This is a genomic window from Legionella sp. PATHC035 (assembly GCF_026191115.1).
Classification (GTDB): domain Bacteria; phylum Pseudomonadota; class Gammaproteobacteria; order Legionellales; family Legionellaceae; genus Legionella.
In genome coordinates, this window is sequence record NZ_JAPHOT010000001.1 from 2,598,683 (window position 1) to 2,617,521 (window position 18,839).

The following is an 18,839-nucleotide window of genomic DNA, read 5'->3' on the forward strand; positions in this document are numbered from 1 at the left end:
CATGATATCGAGATGCCCTATCGCAATGAGGATTATGGTTGTCGCATTACAAAGGACTCGTGAAATTTATATATTTAATAATTTAGCAGCATTTAAGTAACTTATTTTCATTTTATCTTCATCATCCAATTGTAGTGAATCTAACCATTGGCTTGCCTTCAAGTTCTCTTCATAAGGGTAGTCAACTGAGAACATGATTCTATCTATGCTAACTGTAGCAATTGCATGCATCAAAGATGGAGTATCAAAAAAACCACTTGTTGTTAAGAATATATTGGAATTTAGGTACTCTGTAATTGTTTTATTGCATTGTAATTTTTCAAGCCAACCTTCTTCTTCTAGTCGATGATCGAGTCGCCAAGCCCAAAATGCTAACATTTCCCCCATGTGTCCAATGATGATTTTAAGGTTTTGATACCTATCAAAAAGCCCTGACAGCATTAAACGCAAAACATGTTCGGCCGTTTCAATATGAAATCCCCATGTTGAGCCATGTAATGCTTGATATGGTGAATAAGTAGCTACTCTTCCCTCAGGAATCCCTCTGGGGTGAATATAAACTGGAATGTTGTTATCATTAATGTAGCCCCAAAATTCGTCATAAGCATTGTCATCCAGGTATTTTGCAGAGGTATAGCCACTGCTATCATATCCATTAATTAGGCAGCCAACGATTTCTTGAACACCTTTAAGGCGTTCAAGCTCATTGATTGCAAGCTCTGGAGCATAAGTAGGTATGCATGCAAAGGCACGAAATCTACTTGGGGATTGAGTGACACAGTCTATTAAGTAGTCATTCCACTTTTGGGCACAAGATTCTAGTTGTGATGCTAGAGCTAATGATTGTAGTCCTGGAGTTGTTACGGAGAGTACTGATAAATCAATCCCTGCTTCATCCATACTATCAATTCTTAGCTTATGTATATCTTTTAAACGAACTAAGTTTTGACTAAACTCGGGATGGCTTTTGTGCTCTAAAATTAGGTCTCGGCCAGGAACAACAATAGCTTCTTCTAATGCAATCCTTTTCATTTTCAACCTAGTTCATCCGTTAATATAGATAAGTCTAGTACATTATTTCCTCCAAATGTTTGTCGTGCCAAAACTCTATAGTTTTTGTTCGCAGCACATATGGGGTCAGGCCTTGAATTATGAATCAACATCGAATTGAAAATTCACAATTCAAGGCCTGACCCTCTGACTGCGTTCAAATGATCCATCTAGACTCGGCCCATTTGATTTAGCAAATAAATTTCTACATTAAAGATCAATGAGCTGCTGTTTGAAAAACTACCTTATCTTCTAACTCTCTTAGAATTCTTGTTTTATCCTCAAGTGATAGAGTATTTCTGAGCTCAAGAGCTGCATTGATATCTTCAATAATATGTGCAGAATCTATTAGATTATGATCGCTTATTTTTCCTTGTTTATAAAACCACTCGGCAACAGTGCTCCAGCGCCATAATGGACTTTTGTTGGATATCTTTAAAATAGGTTTTGGAAAATCTCCTAAACCACGAGCACCTTGTATTAGTAAAGAAACAGCTTGTCTCGTCATTGAAACTCGCTTGGCAATATCCGATAGACTTACTAAATGTTCTGGCGCAACGCTTATAATTCTTGCACCTAAATTTGTTGATTCGATATTTTTTATAGCAGATATAATAGTATGCTCAAGACTTTCACCCTCTCTATCGAAATCTAGATAGACGGTACCATTTTTGTAATTAACTAAAGCATCATCACAACCTGATTCAAATAGGGTATCTTCCAAACCAGGTGTATTCTCATCAACACCATCAAGAATTAAGGTAAACTGATATAAGTTACTCATTTTCTTCTCCTTGATGTTCACAAGCATCAACATTACGTTTAATTTGTTTTGCATGATTTTCAGGAACTTTTGGTGTAGACCAGATGCTCATAGAATGTCCTTCGCGACTAGCAAGCGGACAGAGTAATCGACCCCATGCATGAGCAGAATTTCCTGATGATTGATATCGCCAGCCTTTCCTTTCAGCATATTTTATAGCTAACTCGATATCTTTATTGGGATGTTTAGGTCTCACCATAACTTCATTTTTTATATTGAGTATAGTAAATTTCGTTGACAATTGTCAACATTTTGAACATTAGGTAGGGCGAATGTTCTATTGATATAGGTAAGCTTGTTATATAGCAAGTACTCCTTGTAGATATATAATCCTTAAATTGACCGCTATGGTTGCTATCCCAATTGGTACCACTGTGTTTTGTATGGGCTTTCTGTAGATCAGGTGCATAAAGTTCTAGATGATCTCAAGATATCCAATCAATTCTTAAAATAATATATGTTGAAAGAATAATCGGTTTAATAATCTTTATCTTAAACTTGAGTAATCAATATGATATGCTTGAGTTAAGTTTAAACTTGAAGGGAGTTAAGTCATGAGCATCGTAACACTTCTAGAACAATTAGCTAGTACAGTGCATCATAAAATCAATCTTGATTTATTATTAAAAGATGAACCTTCTACAATTCAAAAAGCATTCCTTTATAACGATGCTGCATATTTTAAAAATAATTTAAATGAGGATAAAGCATTAGCTGATCGAACTACAATTTTTGAAATTTAAATTTAAATTTAATGTATGATATGTCTCATAAAGCTTCATTGATCGTTGTTGGTTGCGGTATTAAATTTTTTGCTCATCTTACGAATGAAGTAATAGCATATATCAAACAATCTGATATTGTACTTTATTTGGTGAATGATCCTATTCTAAAATTATGGATTCAACAGCAAAATCAATACACAGAGTCATTAGATGAATTATATTTTTCATGCCCAAATCGAGCCGATTCTTATTGCCTGATAACAGATTATGTTTTAGAACATTTATATCAAAATAAGCATATATGCTTTGTTCTTTATGGACATCCTAGTGTGTATGCTAAACCAGGTATAGATGCTGTAAAAAAAGCAAAGAAAGAAGGATATTATGCAAAAATCCTACCTGCAATTTCAGCTGAAGCTTGTCTTTTTGCAGATCTATTAATCGATCCTGGCTCATCAGGTTCTCAATCATTTGAAGCTAGTGATTTTTTGATTCATCAACGGCAAGTTGATATAAGTTCTCATTTAATTCTCTGGCAAATTAACGCTATAGGAATTCTAAATCATGAAACAACAAACAATAAGAAAATAGGAATTTTGTTACTATTAGATTATTTGATAAAATATTATAAAGTTACAGATAAGATTATTATTTATGAAGCAGCGCAATATCCTGGATTTGAACCAACAATCAAACATAATCAGTTAAAATATTTGCCTGATATTCAATTATCCAATCTTTCAACTCTGTATATACCACCTACTAAAATTGCTGCTTGTGATCAAGCCATTTTAAAAGCTCTTGAACTCGCATAAAAATGTACAATTATTTTATAACTTTCATCAAAGATTATTCTGAAAATTATTTAGGACTACCCAAATTTTGTTGGCCGATAATAAGCTTAATTTGTATCAATGCATCTACTATTGGCATTTGTTTTTTTCTATCTTTGTATTTTGTTAATGAACAACAATTGAGTATTCCAACAGCAGGTCTTCTAATTTCTTCTTATGGCTTAGGCACGGTGATCGGTGGTTTCGTAGGGGGGAAACTCTCAGACAAAATTACACCATATTTTGTTTCAATCATCAGTCTTTGCATTCAATCTGCAAGTTTTTTCTTTTTAATGTATCTGCATTCTTTTCCGACTTTACTGATAGATCAGTTCTTCCTTGGTTTATCTGCTTATGGCTTTAAAACATCAAATAACATGAGTTTGCTAAGTTTGTGTGCTAATGACTTGGATTTACGCTATAGAACCATCAGTATCTCTCATGTAGCATCAAATTTAGGACTTGGGCTATCAGGTATTTTTATTGCCGGAGTTGGAACATATGGATTTCTTGTTATTTTTGGCCTATCAAGTTTAATTTTATTTGTTTCAGCAATTTATCTTGTAATACATGGCAATATAACAAATTTCATACCCCCAAAAGACACTGTAGAACACCATTCAAATCAAATAAAAAAGTCAGCAAAAATTTATATATTAATTCTTTCCTGCGTCTTTCTTGTAGGGCTTATCATAGCGCAGTTGAGTTCTACTTATCCACTATATGTTCAAGGGGCATTTCCCAAATTGAAAGAATTAGCTGTTAGTGTTTTATTTCTTTTAGATACCACTTTAATTGTGCTATTCCAAGCACCACTGACTGTATTAGTCAGTAAACAAAATAAACTGCTAATTACTGGGCTAGGTGCTTTATTTATGGGCTTAGGGATGTTAATTCTGAGTTTTTCATTCATATTTGCGTTTGCTATTCTATCATGTATTGTTTGGACAACGGGTGAAATGCTTTTTATATCTACTGCCCAACTGATTTGTTATGAAAACAGTGATAATAAGAGAAAAGGGCAAAACTTAGGGCTTTTTCAATCTACTTTTGCTTTTAGTAACGTAGTTGGCCCTTCTCTGGGAAGCTTCATTTATCAATATTGTGGTGGAAATATATTATGGTATTGCAGCACAATCATTGGCATATTTAGCTTCCTGCTTTGTTGGTATTTTAGCCGTTTTTATGCTGACACAGCCTCGTAAAAACGAAGCATCTGCAGCAAAGATAGCTCCCGGTTGTTCTTTTGCGAATTGAGAGTTATTAAATCGACTATCAATATTTAATATTTCAAGGGAACTTTGCATGACATGGTGTATGTCTTGAGTGTTATGAAAGTAGCTAAACTCAACTGATTTTGCTATTTTTCCAATAATGGTATCAGAAGACAAAGCATTATTTTTTGACAACTCTTGAATAAAAATACTCATTATATGCTCTAATTCACGCATTTCATAAATTGTACTTGTAACCTGTCTTGACCTTGGTGAAAATACATGTGTCGCTGGATGCTGTAATGAGTAATATATTGGAAAAAAATCTTTCTCAAAGTTAAAATGTTTGGGTTGCATAATTGTTGGGATATATTTTTTTAAGCCGTATGACTCTATAAAAACATACTGCAAGATATCTAAAGGTAAAGCACTATTATCTATCGATGGGACGTACCCAGGTGCAGCTCCTAGAGCGGTTGCAAATAAATGCTTAGCGGTATCAGCTAAATATGGGTTAGGTTTCAAATTTCGATTTTTCTGGATAATTGAAAATGTAATATCATAAAAGACTCTATTTCTCTCGTATTCATATCGATACCATGCTAACTCATGTAAATACTGCTTTAAATTTTTCCACTTAACATCATTATGTAAGCTAATTAACCATTTTTCAGAGAAGTACATTACACAACAACGCCAATCTGAGTTAATTATTTTGCTATTAACTATCTCTCTAAAAACTTGCCAATGTTCATATAATGACTTTGGCACTCGACTCTTAATATTAAAGTCACGTTGTAAATTCGAGTGATTTGTTGTGGCTCCAATGTTGGGTAGCATAAATGCAGATCTAACACCAGCGGTCGATGATAGTAGACCGTTAGGAGCATAAACTCTATCATTAACTTTACTTAAAACAGTAGAGAGAGGAAAAATATCCCCTGGCTTATATATAAGCCAGGGAATGGTGATATTATCATTTTTCAAATCAATATAACATTCAATTTCTTTATCAAGAACTATTCCTAATGGTGTATTATTTGCACTATATCCAAGATTTTTTATTATATCTTTTGGAACTTCCGGATCAGTTATTCGATAATATCCGCCATTTATATTGGGGAAAAGCGAACTTTGTGTATCTGCATCTGTTGCACCATATGGATAATATGCTAAATAAAGAGGGTACGATTGATCAGGATTTAACTCATCAATAATTGCTGCGAAGGCTGGTTCTATTTCTGTAACTCGCTGACGAACATCAGTCCAAAATACTTTTACTAGTCCATTTCGTTCATCAATAGCAGTGAACATTAATACAATTCCCTTCGTATATGACCCTAAAAAAATGTTGCATTCTAGTTTCCTAAAAATAGAACTGTCAAGATAAGTTTAATTAAGTTGTTCATAAAAATATCAATAAGACTTTTATTTTCCATTAAAAATTTACATGTAAAAAAAAAAATTTTTTCATTGTTTAATTACGACTAAATTGCTCATCGATAAGGAATTAATAATAAAAGGAGCAATCATGTTAGTTACAATGTTAAAAGCAAAAATTCACCGAGCAACAATAACTCAGGCAAATCTGAATTATATAGGAAGTATCACTATTGATGAAAATTTACTACTAGAAACTGGAATACAGGAAAATGAAAAAGTTCAAATTGTGGATATAAATAACGGTTCACGATTTGAAACTTATGTAATAAAAGGGCGCAAAGGAAGTGGGGAGATTTGTGTGAATGGAGCGGCGGCAAGGCTTGTTCATGAAGGTGATAAAATTATAATTATTTGTTACTGCAATCTTAATGAAAATCAGGTATCAAAACATATCCCCAAAGTTGTTTTTATGAATGAAGATAATACCATCCACAGTCGTTCAGACCAGGAAATTCCTAATACCTTATTTGTAAATTAGCTCAATTCAGAAATTCAAATAACAAGAAATTTAGACTAAATCGTTATCTTTCAAGATAACCAAATTGCATCAATTGGAGAATTATTATGGACAATACTGTAAATCCCAAAATTAGCTTTATCTTTGGTGGTGTTTCTGTTGAACGAGATCTTTCTTTGAGAACTTTTCACAGCATTTATTCTGAGTTACAACATCAAGTAAAAGATACAAACCTATATCAATATGTCTACTATGTCACTGAAGGAGGTTTGGTTATTAGAAAACCATTTGATTTCGAAAAAGATCCTGACTATTACATGACGAGCAAAAAAGCTCCAATCTCAATTATCGAAGCATTCCAGCAGATTAAAAAAAATAACGAATATGTATTTTCTTTATTATATGGGCAGTTTGGTGAGGATGGACATATTCAAGGTCTAGGAAAAATATTCGATATAAAAAATTCATTTGGCTCAGTACTTTCTTCTAGCCTAACCAAAAGTAAATTTCACTGCTCAAAATATATTGAATCAATGTATCCCGAGCTAGAGCCAATACCGATGCTCTCTATCAGAGATGCAAACATCTCACATATCAAGTCAAAGTTATTGCTCTTTTATAATCAAGAAGTAGTGATTAAACCTAATTCACTTGGCACAAGTATGTTTACTGAGCGTATGTTGCTTAATGAAAATTCAATTGATGCCGCGGTAAACTTAATCATAGATATCTTAAAGATAGATAATATTGCTCTTTTACAAAAGTATATACCTGGTGAGGAATACTCTTGTGGCTGCATTGAAAATCTGGGAAGTATTGAGGTGTTGCCTCTAATTTTAGTGAGAACCCGAAATAGATTTTTTGGTCGTAGAGAAAAACTATGTAAGTTTGGAGTGAGTGAGCGAATTATCCCCCAGTCTTATAATAAATTTACAACTCAAATTGCTGATATCTCTAGACGAATTTTCTCTGATTTAATGTTTGAAAACATGTTTCGACTTGATTTTATCGTTTCAGAAGGGAAGATTTATTTTCTTGAAGTTAATTCATTGCCTGGATTAAGTCATGCTAGCTTTTTTCCGAAAATGCTTAGAGAAATCAATATCTCAATGTCTGATTTTATTCAGTTGACATTTAAAAACAGTCTTAACAGGAAGAATAAAACAAATAATTATAATGAAGAAATGGACTTACGAGGTGCAGCATGAAGTGCATTGGTCTACTGGGTGGTGTTAGCTGGGCTTCTACGATGGAATACTATAAGCGACTTAATTTAACCATTAATAGAGCAAAAGGAAAAAATCACTCAGCCAAAATAGTAATGTATAGTTTTGATTTCGAAGAAATTCTGGAGCATCAAAAAAAGCAAAATGAAGCGATGGAATTAAGATTACTTCAAGAAAAAGTGATTTTGCTGGATAAGGCGGGTTCAGATGTAATCGCAATTTGTTCCAACACCACGAATAAGTTGGCGAATCAATTGGATGCTGAGATCCACAAAAAATTAATTAATATCATTGATGCAACCGGTGATTATTTACATCATTTAGGCACTCAAAAAGTGGGCTTAATTGGCACTCGTTATACAATGGAGCAAGATTTTTATAAAAATAAACTGTTTAAAAAAGGACTTCAAGTCGTAACTCCCGATGCTTATGATCGGGAGTTGCTTCATCAGATCATTTATCATGAACTATGTCACGGTATTGTTACGAGTAGATCAAAAGAGATCGTTCTAAATATTATTAATAAATTAGCCTCAAGCTACCATTTAGATGGGGTCATACTTGGTTGTACGGAGCTGCCTCTATTGGTATCAAAAGCGGATGTTAATATCCCACTTTTTGATACGATTGAAATACATGTAAATGCAATTATAACAAAAATCGAACAACTTAATTAGGGGTATAATAATGAGATCACTTAACCCTAATTTAAAGCTGATTTGGTGTTTGCTATTTGGCATTGTTTGCGTGAACTCAGCAAAATTTATGTGCCTCCCTTTTTTAATCTTATTTCTTAATCATAATACTCATTTTTCATTATGGATAAGTGGTTTAGTCTGCGGAATTGCTCCATTTTGTTCAATATTTGGTGGTTTTCTCGGTGGACAATTATCGGATAAATATGGACGAATTCCTTTATTATATATTTCGATTTTCACATCAGCCTGTATCTTCATATTATTAGGTTTAAGTTGGCAAATTAATTCTCGCTATCTTCAATTAATACTGATAAGCATACTTAATGGAATGTTTGGGTTATTCTCTTCTTTCTTTCAGCCGGTCGCACTCGCATTAATCAGCGAATTAGTTGATAAAGAACATAGAGAGTTATTTTTTAACTTACGTTACGCGGCAATGAATATTGGTGCTGTTTTGGGGCCTTTATTAGCAGTATATCTAGGAGTTACTTTATCTCCCATTGCGTTTTATACCGCAGGATTCATGTATTTTAGTTTTGGCTGCTTCTTATATGCCGTCCGGCTAAAAGAACCCAAGCAAATTTGTAGAAACAAACAAAATAATGTTTCTTTATCTGAAAGCTTACGTGCCATTTCTTTAGATCGTAGGTTATTAAATTTCATTCTTTTTAATATAATATTTGCCTTATGCTACTCGCAAATCGATTCAACATTAGCTCAATTCATATCCCAACAAATCGATGATGGTATACGTGTTTATTCCTTAACGATTGCATTAAATGCATTGTTTGTGCTGATTGGACAGCTTCCTATTTTTCTATTGTGCAGAGGGATACCGAAGCATCAAGCCATTTTTTATGGTTGCCTTTTATTTTCCCTTGGCTGTTTGGGTTTTTCTTATTGTAGTAATAAAGCAAGCTATTTTTACTATTCTATTTTAATTATCACTGTAGGTGAGTTGTTCATATTTCCTTTTGCATTCTTGTTTGTAGATGAGATGGCTCCTTCGCATTTGAAAGGCTCTTATTTTGGAGCATTAGCTTTTAGAGAATTGGGCTTGGCTTTAGGCCCAGTTTTAGGTGGGGCTATCCTTGAATCTTTTGGAGGTCAGATCCTATTTATCATAATAGGAGTGTTGTCTTTGATTTCATATTTTTTTGTTTATTTAGGTGAGTACGGGAAACCTTCTTATGAAACAGTCTTTAGGAAGAGCGTTTAATAATATGGAGTAAATATGAGTAGAGCGATTTTATTTGTGAATGTTTCTGATGAGCATAATTTGGTAAAAATAGAGGCTGCAAAAAATCTAGGGGTAAAGGTTTTTTTGATAGCTCCTCATTTACCTGATTGGGCAAAAGATACAGTTGATAAATTTATTCAGGCAGATACCACCAATTTTGCAGAGACTATTTCTGTTTTAAAGGAAGAGTATAAAGAGACACCTTTTGATGGTGTTATTACCATACTGGATAAGAGTGTTGAGTTGGTTGCCGCAATCGCTGAAGAATTTAAGTTACCTGGCAGCTCACTTGCAGCAGCGACTACAGTGAAACATAAATACAAGATGCGAGAAGCGCTGAAGATGGGCGAGGTTCCCCATCCAAAATTTCAATTGGTGAAAACATTCAAGGACTTGCAAAATGCAGCAAGCACTATCGGATTCCCATTAATATTCAAACCCGTAGCTGCATCAACAAGTGTCGCGGTTTTTAAATTGAACAACCAAGCTGAACTCGAGGATGCTTTTGCGCTGATGAGCAGTTGTGAACGTGTATCTTTTTGGTTGTATGCTGATGAGTATATTGCTGAGGAGTTTATGGCTGGGCAGGAAGTTAGTGTAGAAGGGATTATTAATCAATCTCAAGTTCATTTTGCGGGGATTACCAAAAAATTTGTAGAAAAACCTGGTTTCACAGAATGGATGCATTGTTTCCCATATGAGCCGGAACCAGAGATTTGTTCTTCAATTTATAGGGTGGTTGAAAAAGCCATTCAAGCCGTTGGCATCAACAATTGTGCCTTTCATATTGAAGTCATGTTGACCTCCGAAGGGCCTAAAATTGTTGAAGTGAACTCCCGAATGGCTGGTGGCTTTGTTTCAAGCCACCTTGTTCCACTAGCCTCCGGAATTAATTTAGCGCAAGCAAGTATCCAAACCGCACTTGGTGAACCGATTGAGTTAAAAGCGACTAAAAATAAATTTGCATGTGAACGAAATTTATTCGCCACCGAGAAGGGGACCATTATGGATTGGAAGCATGTTGACGAAATGACTCATCAACCTGGGGTAAGGGATTTTAAAATTTTGCGACAGGTCAATGAGTTGGTTACGGTTCCGCCGCAAGGATATGATCATTTGTTATGTGCCGTGATCACCGAGGGAGACACCTTTGAAATGGCAATCGATTTAGCAGATGCTGCTTTGAATCGGGTTCATTGTGTTTATCAGTAAATTCTTTTTAAGCTCCTATTTTCATTGATCCCCCTTTCCAAATTCACAAAGAGAAATGAAGGGTGAGGGGTGGTGAGCGTGGAGGTGAGTCTAGCTGGCAAGTACCTAAACGATTTGAGCACTGCATCAATGAGACAATTCACTTCCTCCGTAGCGTTTGGGATGAGGGGAAATTACGCAATGGTCGGGCCAAGGCTCGATCGATGTGTGCTCGCAATGAGAGATAATTAAACTCGCACATCAAAAGGCATGCTCAATCATTATCACGCAGTGCCTTGGTTTCTTGCATGGTAAAGGTATAGAGGATCAATCCCATTGCGGCAACAAAAGATAGTGAAATAAATCCCACATGAAATCCGTAACTTTTTGCAATGAATCCTGCAATAATGTTACTCAGTGATGAACCGATGCCTACGCATAATCCAAGAGTACCCAATAAAAAATTAAATCGCCCGGTTCCACTTGCTAAATCAGAAACGATAACCACGGCCACTACGCCAAAAATCCCGGCGCTAATGCCATCTAACAACTGGATAATCAGTAAATAAAAGGAACTTTCTGTGATTGAAAATAAAAGGGAGCGTACGATTAAAAAGATAAATGAACATAAAAAAATGGGCTTACGGCCTATTTTATCGATTATGAATCCCAAGGAAAAGGCAACTACTACCATAACGACTTGTGCTAAGACAATGCAACCTGCCATAAAGAGCGAATCACTATCAGGATTAATTTTTGCCAGCTCTTGGCCAACCAACGGTAATTGCGCTGCATTCGCAAAATGAAAAACAATTACTGCGCTAAAAAAGATAAGAATTGATTTTGATTGTGCAAGTTCTAACAAGTTAACCGGTTCGGCTTGTGGTTCATTATTGCTATTTTGTATCAGGGGCAGTTCCCTGGCTGCAGAATAGTTTATTTCATTTGCATTGATAAATGGGATTGGCATTAATGCCAGGACTGAAAACATGATGGTGCCATATACTATCCAAGAGTGCCCATATAATTGGGCCAATAATCCGATGATGATCATAGCAATAACGGTTCCTGCATGAACGATGGATTCATTCATACTGACTCTTTGGGGAAATAAGTCTTTACCCACCAAGCCCAATGATATCGCTGCAATTGACGGAGGGATCAGGCTGGAGGCCAAGCCAACAAGGGATTGCGCGGCAATAATGAAATATAAAGAAGTTTGGCTTAACAAAATGACGCAGCTTAAAATAATACAAGTACAGGCAAAGGCTATCAGCGATCGCTTAAATCGAAGCGCATCAACCAGCATGCCACTTGGAATTTGAAACAATACGCCAACAATACCGGTTGTAGCGAGCGCGATACCGACCTGGCTAGTGTCCCATCCTAAATTGGAGCGTAAATAAATGGAGAGAATAGGACCAATGCCCCCTTGGATATCGGCAATGAAAAATATCATCAGGCTTAATGCAAGCAAACTACGGCTCGATAATGGTGCGTTTTTCACTCAATCTCCTTGAAGAAAATAGGCATAGATTAAAAGAGTGATTTACCTAGCAGGTTCCTAGGTCTATACACTCCTTTTATGGACTCCCCAAGCTTGGGCGACCAGAGTAGCTCTTCCTTGAATCATTGGGGCAACTTCCCCTTGCAAAATAAGGGGCATTTTTATCGAATGCAAAGACATGATACTTAGAAACCGAGTTATTTTAAACCAGCTGGCTCCAGAGCTTCTGGGATTAATTGGTCCAAGCAAGTATCCAAACTGCATGTCAGTCGTTGCGCGATTGGCGCATTCCCTCGATAGAGCAATGGACTTCCTCAGCAGAAACAGAGTCATTATATTACTTCAATTGATTACCCTGAAACTTCAAGGGATAAACTATTGATTAGCGTATCAGAATAAGGATTGAGCACCAGTTGCTCTTTTTGGTGTTTAGAAAGTTTTTTAATGTAGCGTTCGATGCGCATGGCGATGAGTTTGCCTCCTTTTATCTCCCAGCTTTGAGCAATGGCGAGCGGTTTAAAGCTTCGCGTATATTTACTGCCTTTACCTGAGAGGTGCTCTTGAAAACGTCTTTCGAGATTATCGGTATATCCTGTGTAATAACTTTGGTTGTTGCACTGCAAAATGTAAACCCAATAGCTTTTCTCAGACATGGTGCACGATAAAATCGGATTTCAAGGTGGTTCAACTATAGTGAAATGCGCATCATGAAGCAAACATTTAAAAATATCTTGGGAGAGGAAATTTCTACTAATTTAAGTGTGTTCTGAATCAGGAGGTTGCAAAAATAGTTGATTGATCTCAGCCAGTACTGTTGCAACGGCCATGGATATCCTTAAAAATTATGGGACGAACAACCGAATACTTAAACCATAAGGTATAAAATCATATGCCCATAGACAAAATCGTTTGTGTAGGAAAAAATTATCTGGAGCATGCCAAGGAGCTTGGCGACCCAATACCAGAAAAACCGGTATTGTTTTTAAAACCACCCAGTGTCCTCAAACAAGCCTCTAGCTGGGGTGCGCATCTCCATGTTGATTTTCCCAATGAAGACAACGCCGTACAACCTGAATGTGAAATTGTTCTACGCATAGCCTGTGATGGCTATAAAATGACCCATGAAGAGGCTCGCAACGCAATTGCGGACATCACCCTTGGTCTGGATATGACGTTAAGAGCACGTCAATCTGAACTGAAAAAACAAGGTCATCCCTGGACTACGGCCAAGGTATTTAAAGATGCGGCTGTCCTGGGTCCATGGATTGCCTCTCATCAGTTTCAGGATTATATGAATACTGAATTTCAACTGCTGATTGATGGCGCGCCTAAGCAACGTGCTCAAGGAGCAGACATGATGATGCGGCCTGAAGATTTATTAGTGTATATCAGCCAGTTTTTTCCCTTAAAATCAGGGGACATTATCTATACAGGAACCCCTGCAGGAGTGACCTCAATATCAAAAGGCACGACAGCGGAATTACAATGGGGTGATTACTCATACCGCGTTACCTGGGAGTAGTGCTTGGTGTTTTGAGAATTAATTAACATTCTTTTCCGCGAAAAGATGGGTTTGCGGACTATGAGATGCTTAATTGAAATCTTTATTCCATGACGTAGCATCAGGTGTATCTGTATTTTTTGATTGCGGTTCTGTTGATGGGCTTTTGCTTTGATTGATTGTTGAAAATATTCCCAACCTGGTTTCAGAAATCCTAATCGGAGTATTGCCGCTCTCTTTGCCAGGGGCTATTTCAGATTCGAGGCCATAATTTATAGGTGGCAATGATGTTAATTCCTGATATTGCGGCGATTTTAATAGCGCATACAACTTTTCAATGTTGGTGTTGAGCTCTTGGGGGAATGAATTTTTTTGTATTGAGCTAGGAGGGGGTAATAGGGGGATTAACTCATTTAACATTGAATTTAATTGATGAGTGAATTCTGCAGACGACATATTGGTTGCATTGGTCATGCTGGTCAAGCTAATGAAGTTACGCAATAGAGGATTATCCGCAACAAGATGGGCTAATGCCAGTGGGTTTTCGATTGCAATCAACAGTTCTCGTAAATGAATAAGAGTTTGGCGGGTCAAGGCCCCACCTAGGTTGACTTAATATTTTCTTAATATACGGTAGTTATAATAAAGATACGACATATCCTCTCCTTAGGGAAAGCTAGAGGACTGGTACTTCACTTAGTTTTAATCATTAAACGGGTTTGTCGCTGAGGCAAAGAATAAGAAAAAGCAAAAGGCTTTTTCTTGAGACTTTAATGCGGCGAAGCAAATCCTGTAAAGACCCATTCGAAGAATTTCTCACCTGCCTCTGATTACGTTTTATATTGGTTTGAGCGATTGGAGCTATAACAATGGGCAATTCCTTACTATTCAAAGTGCAAGGTACTAAAGGTACCCCTCAAAAACAAACTGCAAATCTAAAAATGATACCTGATCGATGGGGTAGAAATTGGATTGATTGTCTTGTAGAGGAAGAGACCTCAATAACAAAAGAGCTTCTCGATGAAGCATTTGATTTGGTCGAGGACTTGCAGATCAAAAAACCGGATATCATTATAACAAGTCCGGAAATGGCTGAAAAATTGGATCTGTTTCCCCCCAGATTCTCATCGATCATGTTTTTTCATTCAGTGTTTAACGCTCCTACTCCATCTGGAAAGGCTGAGCAGTCCAGGCACGATTGCATCAAGTATCTGAGACAACTTCCTGATTTTATTACTAAGGTTCATTTTAATGTCTGCCATAAATGGAACAATCCAGAAGAAGTAATAAAGGCTATTCCAAAACAGGTCACTCATTTCACGATTAATGCAGACGTCATTGAAAATTGCACTCATCAGGAACTGAGTTCATTTTTTAGCAGTTTCCCAAATCATGTAAAAGAAATTTCTCTTTTAGGGAGTGACACAAAAAACCTCGTTATTGGTGATAAGGTCTTACGTGATTTGATTATTCGATTACCTATTTCTGTAAAAACGCTCAAGGTTCCTAAAGAGATGAGCATGTTCGATAATGGGGCAGAAAGAACAATAAACCTGGATGCATACAGAAAAAAAGAGTACTTCCCAAAGAGTTATGAAGAATTTACCTCAGATAATTTATTTGATAGTGCAAAGGATCTTTTGAATGATTACACCAAAAATAGCAATTGCTTCCCTGGTGTTGCCCTTTTTTTTACAGGTCACTGGAATCGGCATCATGTGGATAAAGTAAATGAAATAGTGCAAAAAAGTACCGGCCTCGAGGATTTATTGAATAAGCTTCAAGAGATAGAGAGCCAAAAAGATTTTAATCACACAGGATCTTTGGCACGCAGAATTCATTATATTAAACAGATGCAGTATCAGGCTCAACAGGCGAATCCAGAGGTGACGCCGTTAAGTGGTGTAACCATGAATAGGTAAATTTAAAATACTCAAAAAGAAAAGAGCGACATAAGGTGAAAGGGCGTAGAGAGAAGCCGTAAGACGATGTTTTATAAAATGATACTCTTTTTAAAGGACTAAAAGGGTTTCGCTTGGTACTTGCTAAATGGGTTAGGATGGTTCTCGCCCCTGAGTTGTCACACTTAGGGGCGAATGAATTAGAGAGATAAACTCTTTCCTGAAGTTAATTCTTCTTGATCATTTTCAGAATCAGAAACAGGATTTTGATAAATTGTGAAACGAGTGAGTAATGACGCTACTGAGACATCAGAGGGTATCGACAAGAGCTCACAAACAAAATCGGTAAGTGTTTTGATGAATCCAGCAACTGAAGTTCTCATTTCATCAATACTTTGGAATCGTTCCTTATCTTCATGTCGAAGGTAAGATAAATCCACGTTTTTAATGGTGTCCAATAAATGCTGAGGGTCTTTATGATGTTTTAATGCATCTTTCATTAAGCTTGAAATTTGCAGGCTGGAGTAGCCACCATTTGCAATAAGGCGCTCAATAAAACAGGCCACTTCATGGTCATACGCTTGCTGATCAAGAGAGCCTTTTAACGATTGGAGCTTCAGAACTTTATCCAAAAAATTGGAACAAGTGCTGGTGCCCGTTGGATCGATCCACATCCCCGTTGTCTTCCCTTTTGATAAATCCTTTACCTCGAGTAGATGGGTAAAACCAGAAGATTTGTTTTCGTTTTTATAATACAAAACAAATTGTTCATTTTTAAAAATTTCAAACATGATTATTCGCTCATGTGGGTTAAAGAATGGGCACATATTAGCATAAAATTATCTAAAACGCTTTTTCTATGAACAAATACTATTTTTAGGATGTAACTTTTGAAAGAGCTCCAAGATTATTTTTTAACCAGAAAAGCCTGAAGCAGTGGGGGGCCTGGCTCCTTGCAGCCAGGCTTAGCATGAATCGTTTGGAAGAAGCCCAGCTAGAGACTAGTTCATTTTTAAGTCGGTCGATACCCCATCGTATGGCGTATTGATGTCTATGCCATAGGTCTCTTGACCATATTTTCTTAACGTTTCCCAGGAATTTGGAAATTTATGGGGATCAAAATAGTGAAAGAAGCGATAGATTCTTGAACCATAAATCACTTCTCCTTTTGAGTTGGTAGTGACATTGAAATGAAGCTGTAACGACTCTTTAAATTGCTCGAGTCGCGCTAAAAAATCTTGCAATGAGTCAGTCTCTTTAACATAGTCCACGAGGGATGTTTTAAGGGCTTGCCAACTGCTATGAATGTGTTGGGTTCTTGCATTGATTAATAAGCTTTTAAATCGTGTTGGCTCGAAGTCAGCTTCCAGTACTAATTGGTATAGAGCTGGAATTGGTTTGGATTCTGCTTTGGGCTTTTGCAAAGCGCATTGTTCTCGTTTTTTTATATTCGGTAAACCGCAATAAGGCAAAGACTTTTCTCCGGATAAAACCCGCTCCAGATTCCTGAATTGGTGAAATATTTTGTGTAATCTTGTTTGTTCTTCGCGCGATTGATCGGTAATGTCTCTTAAGAAGGCGTTTTCATCTTGATGCTCCTTAATCAAAGAAGCATGGTAGTGATTGAGGATGTGGTATGCGATTTTTCTCGCATACTCAGACGCTGTAAGCTCCATACGGGATTGCACTTTTTGAGCTCCAGAATCAGCTGTCATAACATTTGGAGTCAGCGTAAAAGTAGCTTTAGTTTTAAAATTAACTCCATGCGCAATTAGCGCTTGAATTATTTTAAGATGTTCATCCATCGATTCAAGAGGATCATCCGTTGAGATCTTCATATTTTGAATATAGTAATGCAATACAGACATATTCTGTGCGCTTACTGCTCGTGTCTCGCTTAATGACTTCTCGTTGAAGGGATCTATTTGGTATGAACAATCAATGGTTTTATCAAACTCCAAACCTTTTTCTTTCAGTTCGGCTAAAAGTTTTAAAACATCAATTCGACGTAATCGATTTGCAAATTTATTAAATAATTGAAAGATTAAATAATGGGGGGGCAGTGCAGCACAATGATTTAGAACCTTTGCATCTGCCTTCTCTAATAGGCAATAAAACAAGTTTTTATGCCCTCTTTCCATTGCGGACATCAAGGGTGTATTATTTTTAGTCGGTTCGGTTACATCAAGAGTCGCGCCATATTCAAACAGCAGGTTGACTATGTCAACTACCGCTTCTTGGTTTCCATCATAAAAATGAGCTGGATTCTCAGTTAAGATGGCTTGCATGAGTGCAGGTAAATTGTTCGTATCCCATGTTTGGTTACTGGCGCCCTGCTGTAATAGATACCTTAATATCGCTAGTGAGTGTTTTTGTCCCTTAAGAACAGCAAGGATCGCTGGCTTAAGAATACTCATCTGACAGAAATCGCCGGCTTTTTGAATGCTGCCCGCAGCCTTGACTACTTGCTGAATCAAATCAATTTGACCCGCTTGAATGGCTACATGTATCGGTAATTCATTAAGCGTCGGTTTTTGGGGAATTAAACCTGCTTGTTGAAACGCTGCAAACAACGTCGGATTATCATTGAGTCTGGTCCAGTTAAATACAGGGCTTTCTTTGGCCGTCATTATCCATTCAAATAATGGTTTTTTGCTTGTGTAAGGCAAGCGCAAGGACATATAGGCAAGAATGTCTATTGCAGACATCATATCTGGCTTTGATTTAAAAAATAGATCAGCGCCGAGTCCCAATAATAATTGAAATGCAGGTAGAGAGGCTGCGAATATCGCTGCTTCAAGAGGAGTTTTTCTAAGAGCATCTTCTTGGACTAAATTAAGGGTATGGTGTTTTTCTAGGACTTTATTAGCCAGCTCCTCTATTTTTTTTAATTGCTCACCGATCTCTTTTTGATATTTAAGCGCTTCAATTGCATTTAATAATTCTTTCACGGACTTGCCCACGAGCACCCCTAATTCTTTAAGTTTAATGAAAAAGTAAGATTAATCAGAATCTTGAAAGGTTAAAATT

19 protein-coding genes are annotated in these 18,839 nt (G+C 36.6%); 10 read left to right on the top strand and 9 right to left on the bottom strand.

What is annotated here, in order from left to right:
- Window positions 1-66: 66 nt before the first annotated feature.
- The 3 genes from OQJ13_RS11505 to OQJ13_RS11515 form a co-directional block, all read right to left on the bottom strand.
- The gene (locus tag OQJ13_RS11505) at window positions 67-1,032 is read right to left on the bottom strand and encodes an amidohydrolase family protein (RefSeq protein ID WP_265710951.1); all 966 of its coding nucleotides are present in this window, start codon (window positions 1,030-1,032) and stop codon (window positions 67-69) included.
- A gap of 235 nt (window positions 1,033-1,267) precedes the next feature.
- On the bottom strand, window positions 1,268-1,834 hold the full coding sequence (locus tag OQJ13_RS11510) for a helix-turn-helix transcriptional regulator (RefSeq protein ID WP_265710952.1): 567 nt from the start codon (window positions 1,832-1,834) through the stop codon (window positions 1,268-1,270).
- Complete coding sequence (locus OQJ13_RS11515) at window positions 1,827-2,072, bottom strand: hypothetical protein (protein ID WP_265710953.1); 246 nt, start codon at window positions 2,070-2,072, stop codon at window positions 1,827-1,829. The genes OQJ13_RS11510 and OQJ13_RS11515 overlap by 8 nt, the downstream gene beginning before the upstream one ends.
- Window positions 2,073-2,427: 355 nt before the next feature.
- Between OQJ13_RS11515 and OQJ13_RS11520 the strand changes: the two genes are divergently transcribed.
- Genes OQJ13_RS11520 through OQJ13_RS11530 form a run of 3 tightly spaced genes read left to right on the top strand, consistent with a single transcriptional unit; the run spans window position 2,428 to window position 4,636 of the window.
- The gene (locus OQJ13_RS11520; RefSeq protein ID WP_265710954.1) at window positions 2,428-2,616 is read left to right on the top strand and encodes a hypothetical protein; all 189 of its coding nucleotides are present in this window, start codon (window positions 2,428-2,430) and stop codon (window positions 2,614-2,616) included.
- Between the two features lie 20 nt (window positions 2,617-2,636).
- Window positions 2,637-3,413, top strand: coding sequence for an SAM-dependent methyltransferase (locus tag OQJ13_RS11525; RefSeq protein ID WP_265710955.1), 777 nt, complete (start codon window positions 2,637-2,639; stop codon window positions 3,411-3,413).
- 2 nt (window positions 3,414-3,415) lie between these two features.
- The gene (locus OQJ13_RS11530) at window positions 3,416-4,636 is read left to right on the top strand and encodes an MFS transporter (RefSeq protein ID WP_265710956.1); all 1,221 of its coding nucleotides are present in this window, start codon (window positions 3,416-3,418) and stop codon (window positions 4,634-4,636) included.
- On the opposite strand, the gene OQJ13_RS11535 is transcribed toward OQJ13_RS11530, so the two are convergent.
- Window positions 4,550-5,959, bottom strand: a complete 1,410-nt coding sequence (locus OQJ13_RS11535; RefSeq protein WP_265710957.1) for a hypothetical protein — start codon at window positions 5,957-5,959, stop codon at window positions 4,550-4,552. The two genes, OQJ13_RS11530 and OQJ13_RS11535, sit on opposite strands and share 87 nt — an antisense overlap.
- 217 nt (window positions 5,960-6,176) lie before the next feature.
- On the opposite strand from OQJ13_RS11535, the gene panD reads away from it, so the two are divergent.
- The 5 genes from panD (at window position 6,177) to OQJ13_RS11560 (ending at window position 10,921) form a co-directional block, all read left to right on the top strand.
- Entirely contained in the window at window positions 6,177-6,566 is a 390-nt protein-coding gene (panD, locus tag OQJ13_RS11540) for an aspartate 1-decarboxylase (protein WP_265710958.1), read from the top strand.
- Between the two features lie 86 nt (window positions 6,567-6,652).
- A complete protein-coding gene (locus tag OQJ13_RS11545) occupies window positions 6,653-7,753 on the top strand; it encodes an ATP-grasp domain-containing protein (protein ID WP_265710959.1) in 1,101 nt (366 codons plus the stop codon).
- A complete protein-coding gene (locus OQJ13_RS11550) occupies window positions 7,750-8,448 on the top strand; it encodes an aspartate/glutamate racemase family protein (RefSeq protein ID WP_265710960.1) in 699 nt (232 codons plus the stop codon). Before OQJ13_RS11545 ends, OQJ13_RS11550 begins: the two co-directional genes overlap by 4 nt.
- Window positions 8,449-8,458: 10 nt before the next feature.
- Window positions 8,459-9,688: an MFS transporter gene (locus tag OQJ13_RS11555; RefSeq protein ID WP_265710961.1), complete on the top strand. Its 1,230-nt coding sequence runs from the start codon at window positions 8,459-8,461 to the stop codon at window positions 9,686-9,688.
- Between the two features lie 15 nt (window positions 9,689-9,703).
- Window positions 9,704-10,921, top strand: a complete 1,218-nt coding sequence (locus OQJ13_RS11560; RefSeq protein ID WP_265710962.1) for an ATP-grasp domain-containing protein — start codon at window positions 9,704-9,706, stop codon at window positions 10,919-10,921.
- A gap of 253 nt (window positions 10,922-11,174) precedes the next feature.
- Here OQJ13_RS11560 and OQJ13_RS11565 read toward each other — a convergent pair whose 3' ends face one another.
- Complete coding sequence (locus OQJ13_RS11565; protein WP_265710963.1) at window positions 11,175-12,407, bottom strand: MFS transporter; 1,233 nt, start codon at window positions 12,405-12,407, stop codon at window positions 11,175-11,177.
- 350 nt (window positions 12,408-12,757) lie between these two features.
- A complete protein-coding gene (locus tag OQJ13_RS11570) occupies window positions 12,758-13,060 on the bottom strand; it encodes a GIY-YIG nuclease family protein (RefSeq protein WP_265710964.1) in 303 nt (100 codons plus the stop codon).
- A 236-nt stretch (window positions 13,061-13,296) separates the two neighbouring features.
- On the opposite strand from OQJ13_RS11570, the gene OQJ13_RS11575 reads away from it, so the two are divergent.
- Complete coding sequence (locus OQJ13_RS11575) at window positions 13,297-13,929, top strand: fumarylacetoacetate hydrolase family protein (RefSeq protein WP_265710965.1); 633 nt, start codon at window positions 13,297-13,299, stop codon at window positions 13,927-13,929.
- Window positions 13,930-13,998: 69 nt separating this feature from the next.
- Here OQJ13_RS11575 and OQJ13_RS11580 read toward each other — a convergent pair whose 3' ends face one another.
- On the bottom strand, window positions 13,999-14,502 hold the full coding sequence (locus OQJ13_RS11580) for a hypothetical protein (protein WP_265710966.1): 504 nt from the start codon (window positions 14,500-14,502) through the stop codon (window positions 13,999-14,001).
- Between the two features lie 275 nt (window positions 14,503-14,777).
- On the opposite strand from OQJ13_RS11580, the gene OQJ13_RS11585 reads away from it, so the two are divergent.
- Window positions 14,778-15,830, top strand: coding sequence for a DUF5617 domain-containing protein (locus tag OQJ13_RS11585; protein ID WP_265710967.1), 1,053 nt, complete (start codon window positions 14,778-14,780; stop codon window positions 15,828-15,830).
- Window positions 15,831-16,009: 179 nt separating this feature from the next.
- Here OQJ13_RS11585 and OQJ13_RS11590 read toward each other — a convergent pair whose 3' ends face one another.
- Window positions 16,010-16,600, bottom strand: a complete 591-nt coding sequence (locus OQJ13_RS11590; RefSeq protein WP_265710968.1) for a hypothetical protein — start codon at window positions 16,598-16,600, stop codon at window positions 16,010-16,012.
- A 210-nt stretch (window positions 16,601-16,810) separates the two neighbouring features.
- Window positions 16,811-18,772 (bottom strand): hypothetical protein, encoded by a 1,962-nt coding sequence (locus tag OQJ13_RS11595; protein WP_265710969.1) that lies wholly within the window; start codon window positions 18,770-18,772, stop codon window positions 16,811-16,813.
- Window positions 18,773-18,839 lie beyond the last annotated feature (67 nt).